The following is a 4,088-nucleotide window of genomic DNA, read 5'->3' as shown; positions in this document are numbered from 1 at the left end:
TTTCAGCTTAATACTCAAAATCGACTCTTTCATAACCACCCCTCCTAGCTTTCTTATTACTTTAATTATCAGGTAACCAGTTAAAAATAGGAAGGAATTTTTTAAAATAGAGTGAACAATGACCTTTCTTTTAAAGAGAATTAACTACTTGAATCTTTTTTCTTGAAACTCCTCAAAAAAAATAGTGATAAACTGATAAATCTCAAGCATCTCTTTTTTAGTATTATTAATATTTTTAATTGAAAAAATATCTCGTTTGCTCGTTTCATTTTCCATTTCTTGCCATTCAATATCATCAGACACCATCAATTTGGAAATAATAGCTTTTCCAACTTTTTTCTTAAGCAGCTCAAGTAATAACTCATTATTATTCACATGCATAATAAGCGGATCGAGGCCTTCTTCATGTAAAAACATTTCATTAATAAAACGAATGCCTGAATCTTTTTCTCTCAAAATCCAAAATTTGGCACTTGGAGAGCCCGCAAACACCAGCTCGTCTTCGTAAATTTTTGTTCGTTTGATATTTTTAGCTTCCATTGTTCGTTCTAAAAAGCCAATTTGAGCATAATTATTTTGAATGGCTTCTATCACTTCTTTTGAATTCATCATTTGAATTGAAAAATTCACTAAAGGAAATGTTTCAATCAGTTTTGGCATTATTTCAGGAACTAGATAAATTGCCGTTGTGTTAGAGCAAGCTATCACGCAATCCATTTTAAAATTATCTTTATTGGACACTTGAATAAACGAATCTGTTAAGTCATCTATCACATTTAAAACTTTGGGATACAAAAAGTCCGATTCTTTTGTAGCAATAATCATCTGCTTACCGCTTCTTTCAAATAATTTTACCCCTAAAAAATTTTCTAACTTTTGAATCTGTAGAGACACAGTTGGTTGTGACATAAATAAACGTTTTGCCGCCTCACTAAAATTTCTAGTCTCATAAACAACAATAAATGTTTTTAGCCATTCAAACATAAAAAAAGCCTTCTTTCTATTAAGTTTGTTAATAACACTAATTATAAAAATCAATTTTACAAATAGCAAATTCCGATTTATTATAATAGATATCTATTATTTAAATAATAAAACAACTCAAGTTAGAAGGTTAAAATTATGTCAGAACTACTTATTAATTTTTTAAAGAAAGTTCCTGTTCCAATGTGTGGGTTAATACTAGGATTAGCTTCTCTTGGTAATCTGCTCTTTTCTCTCGGTTATCCTACTCTATCTACTGTTTATAGCGTGTTAGCTTGCGGGCTGATGGTGATAATCTTACTAAAAATTATTTTTACGATGAAACACACCATAAAATCACTCAATGATCCTATTGTTGCTTCTGTTTCTCCCACGTTTACCATGTCTTGGATGGTCATTTGCGTCTTTTTAAATCGACTATTTCCAGGTGCCCCTATTATTCATCTTCTTTGGCTAATCAGTGTTTTTCTTCATTTTATTCTGATGATTTATTTCGTCACTCTTCATATTTTTCCAACTAAAATTGAATTAGAACATGTTTATCCAAGTTGGTTTATCACCTTTGTCGGAATCGGAGTTATCCCAAACACTTCAGCTGCCTTTAATATTGAGCTTGGCCAAATTGTCATTTGGGTAGCACTGTTCTTTTACCTCATTCTACTACCTCTTATTTTAAAACGAGTGTTTGTTCTTAAAAAAATGAAAGAAGCCACATTGCCTCTAATTACTATCATTACAGCTCCTGGTTCACTCTGTTTAGCCGGATATCTATCTGTCGTTGAAGACAAATCGAAATTTTTAATTCTCGCCCTGTTTGTTCTGTCTCAATCACTTTATATCTTAACGTTATGTATCATGTTAAAACTACTAAAACTTCCCTTTTATCCTAGTTATGCCGCATTCACGTTTCCATTAGTTATTTCTGCAACAGCTATTAATCAAACGGAACAATTCTTTACTCATGGGCATGCCCTTTATGTTTTTGATTTCTTCAAACATCTTGAAATTATCATTGCCCTTTGTATAGTAAGTTACGTCTTCGTTATTTACTTAAGATATCTTGTAGATAATATGATAAAGGTTAAGCATCACGTTATTTAAAAAAAGAAAAAACAATTCCGTCGTTGGAATTGTTTTTTTAATTTTTTCTTTGTAATAACGTTGCCGTCACATCAAGTAGTATATCTCTTTCCTGACATGCTGGTAATTTTAAAATACCGGCTATCGCTCGTTCTGTAAAACGTTCTGCAATAGCTTCTGCACGTTCAATACCATCGTTTTCAGCAATTAACGCTTGAACTTCTTTTAACTCATCATCAGTTAAATTTGTTTTCTTTTCTAAATAAGGCACAAAAGCATCGTGATTTTTTTCCATAGCTAGTATTAAAGGTAGCGTATAATAACCATTTTTCATGTCTTCAAACACTGGTTTTTGCATATCAGATTCTGTGGATTTATAATCCAAGACATCATCCATAATTTGAAACGCCATCCCAATATTGTAGCCAATTCGTTTAGCTGTTAACTGGATTCGTTTAGAACAATCAGCAAAATGAGCCCCCTCGTAACACGCAAATTCAAATAATTGGGCTGTTTTCCCTTTAATATGTTGGAAATACTGTTTGACTGTAATTTCTGTGTTGTAACGCAAATTCATTTGATCTAGTTCGCCCACTAAAATACGTTTCATACTGTGCGCATTCATCTCAATTGTTCTAAAACTCTTTGTTGATGTCGATAACAAATGAAAATACACGGTAAAGAGAAAATCCCCAGTATAAACGGCAATGTCTTGACCGTATTGAGCTTGAATAGATGGTAGCGAACGTCTCATTGGTGAATCATCAATAATATCATCATGAATTAATGTAGCCACATGTAAAATTTCAAGAGATGCAGCCATCCGGTGGGCCTTTTTATCTGAAACGTTTTGCCCAAATTTTGAAAACAGCAAAAAATAAGCGGGACGTAATAATTTGCCTCCTGCTTCAAAAAATAATTGCAATGCCTGTGTAATTTCTTTATTTCTTATTTTCACAGATTTCTCCATGACTTTTTTGGTTTCTATCAAATCTTGTTGGATATTCGGGTATTTTTCCCAAAGTGGATGTACTGCCATTATTGGCCTCCTACTAAAATAATCATAGCTTCAATTTAGCCTATAAAAATACGTCTGTCAATTTTAAATCATTGAAAATTTCTACTATAACAGTATAATAAACACTGAATCAAATGTGAAGGGAAGTTTAAGACGTGACGTTTAAAATTTTTGCTGAATTAGTTGAACTAAAAGCTAAAACAGCCAGTATCTTCCCATTTTTAATGGGATTTCTTTATTCATGGTATCACTATAATCAAATTTATTGGGGAAATATGCTTATCTTTTTTATCTCCATGGTTTTATTTAATATGGCTGTTGATATTATGGATAATTACATGGACTATCATAACGCAACTGACGTTCATGATTATAAACACGAAACAAATATAATTGGCCGTGAGCAATTGTCTCTAACCCTTGTTCGAAATATGATGTGGGGCTTTATCATTACGTCTGCCTTAATGGGTGTCTATCTGGCGTCTCAAACAAGTTGGATTATCCTTTGGTTAGGAATGTTTAGCTATGCGATGGGGATTTTTTACTCAGCAGGACCAAAACCATTATCAAGCTTACCAGTTGGTGAAATTACCTCAGGTGTGACGATGGGAATTGTTATTCCATTAATTTGTGTGTATTTAAATATTTACGATATTGTCCCTTTTGATTTACAACTTGTTTCAAGAGTTGGGCTAATGTCACTTCCAGCAGCTTTTTCAATTGCTAACTTAATGCTAGCTAATAATACGTGTGATATGGAAGAAGATATTCTAAATAATCGTCATACGTTGGTTTCTTATATTGGTAAAAAAAGAGCCGTGTCTCTGTTTCGATTTTTAGTTATCGCAACGTTTGTCGCTGCTACTTTAGGTGTCATATGGAAGATTGTTCCACTAACGGTGCTATTAATTTGGGGTATTTTCCCAAAAATATGGAAGAACACACAGTTATATAGTCAAAAACAAATTAAAACTGAAACCTTTCCACTGGCTATTAAAAATTTAGC

General features: G+C 32.6%; 4 protein-coding genes. 2 read left to right on the top strand and 2 right to left on the bottom strand.

Translation table 11 applies throughout. The features are described 5' to 3' along the window. Nucleotides 1–144: 144 nt before the first annotated feature. Entirely contained in the window at nt 145–984 is an 840-nt protein-coding gene (locus RR554_RS11870; RefSeq protein WP_332468114.1) for a LysR family transcriptional regulator, read from the bottom strand. A 138-nt stretch (nt 985–1,122) separates the two neighbouring features. Between RR554_RS11870 and RR554_RS11865 the strand changes: the two genes are divergently transcribed. Continuing rightward, entirely contained in the window at nt 1,123–2,085 is a 963-nt protein-coding gene (locus tag RR554_RS11865) for a TDT family transporter (RefSeq protein WP_332468113.1), read from the top strand. A 37-nt stretch (nt 2,086–2,122) separates the two neighbouring features. Here RR554_RS11865 and RR554_RS11860 read toward each other — a convergent pair whose 3' ends face one another. Next, nucleotides 2,123–3,103 (bottom strand): polyprenyl synthetase family protein, encoded by a 981-nt coding sequence (locus RR554_RS11860; RefSeq protein ID WP_332468112.1) that lies wholly within the window; start codon nt 3,101–3,103, stop codon nt 2,123–2,125. A gap of 134 nt (nt 3,104–3,237) precedes the next feature. Between RR554_RS11860 and RR554_RS11855 the strand changes: the two genes are divergently transcribed. Then, nucleotides 3,238–4,088: prenyltransferase (locus tag RR554_RS11855; protein WP_332463106.1), on the top strand; the 851-nt coding region annotated here is incomplete at its 3' end.

The organism is Vagococcus sp. (assembly GCF_036639995.1).
Taxonomy (GTDB): Bacteria; Bacillota; Bacilli; order Lactobacillales; family Vagococcaceae; genus Vagococcus.
This window is presented reverse-complemented; position numbering and strand designations above follow the sequence as displayed.

Excerpts from the sequence above, each read along its gene's own strand:
- RR554_RS11865 (WP_332468113.1), top strand. The coding sequence starts at position 1,123 with ATGTCAGAACTACTTATTAATTTTTTAAAGAAAGTTCCTGTTCCAATG.
- RR554_RS11870 (WP_332468114.1), bottom strand. The coding sequence starts at position 984 with ATGTTTGAATGGCTAAAAACATTTATTGTTGTTTATGAGACTAGAAAT.
- RR554_RS11860 (WP_332468112.1), bottom strand. The coding sequence starts at position 3,103 with ATGGCAGTACATCCACTTTGGGAAAAATACCCGAATATCCAACAAGAT.